Consider the following 1,172-nt stretch of genomic DNA (forward strand, 5'->3'; position numbering starts at 1 on the left):
TCTTCCACGTCACCGACGCCACCTGGCGAGAGTGCGCCTTCATCACCACCCGACCCGACACCACCATCACCACCTGGGCCGCCACCCTCCGCACAGACCCCGCACCCAGCCACCGGGTGGACCCGGTACTCCACGGTGCGGCCCTGGGCGAGGTCCTCGAACGATGGGCCCGGACCGCAGACGTCCGGACCCCGGCCACGTTCGCCGTCTCGCGGACTACCGGAGAGACAGGAAGCACGCAGACGGTGACGTACGACTCGGGCAACCAGGCCGACGAGCACGCTGGCGAGCGGCCCGGCGAGCACCCCGTTGAGCGGGGACTCGTCACGATCACGATCGAACCCAAGGACCTGACATGACGACGCCCCCGGACCTGTCCGCCGTCATCCCGTTCCGCAACCGTGGTCCCGAGCGGCTCGCCCTGGCCATCCGGTCGCTGCTCACCTCCACCGACCGCCCGGTCGAGGTCATCGTCTCCGACTTCGGCTCCGACGACCCCGCCGTGGCCCGCGACGTCGCAGACTCGCTGGGTGCCTCGGTCGTGTACACGCCGAGCGACCACTGGTCGAGGTCGGGAGCACTCAACGCCGGCTTCCGGACTGCACGCGGCCGGTACTTCCTCGGAGCCGACGCGGACATCATCTGGGGACCCGAGGCCGTGGACCACGCCCTCGGGATCATGGACCTCGACCCGCAGACGTGCGTCGCGTTCGAGTGCCAGTTCATGGGTCCGAGGATCACCGTCGAGGACGTGATCGCCGATCCCACCTCGTGGAGGGAGTTCGACCAGGCGTCGCAGCTCAACCCCCGCTGGGGCGTCGGCATGCTCTTCTTCCCCCGCGCGGCGTTCGTCCGGACCAACGGGTACGAGGCCCGGATGAGGACGTACGGCTACGAGGACAACGACTTCTCGAGCCGGGTCCGGTCGTTCGGCCACCGCATCAAGTGGGTGGGTGCCGGAAGGCACCGGGCGTACCACATCTGGCACGAGCGGCCCGGGCTGTTGGCCAAGTCCGACGCCCAGCTCGCCGCGGAGTATTCCGCCAACCGCGTCCTCTTCGAGTCGACGAAGTCCGTGGTGCGGAACGCGACCGAGGCGCGGCCGGTGGACCAACCCCTGGTCACGGTCGCCATCTCGACCCAGAACCGGGCCGACATGCTGCGCACGGCGA

Annotated in this window: 2 protein-coding genes; both read left to right on the forward strand. The window is 69.6% G+C overall.

The features are described from left to right. On the forward strand, positions 1–359 hold a 359-nt coding region (locus ABD286_RS18830), incomplete at its 5' end, for a hypothetical protein (RefSeq protein ID WP_344196405.1). Further along, on the forward strand, positions 356–1,172 hold an 817-nt coding region (locus ABD286_RS18835), incomplete at its 3' end, for a glycosyltransferase family 2 protein (RefSeq protein WP_344196408.1). The genes ABD286_RS18830 and ABD286_RS18835, both read left to right, overlap by 4 nt.

Source organism: Pedococcus aerophilus (genome assembly GCF_039532215.1).
Classification (GTDB): Bacteria; Actinomycetota; Actinomycetes; order Actinomycetales; family Dermatophilaceae; genus Pedococcus; species Pedococcus aerophilus.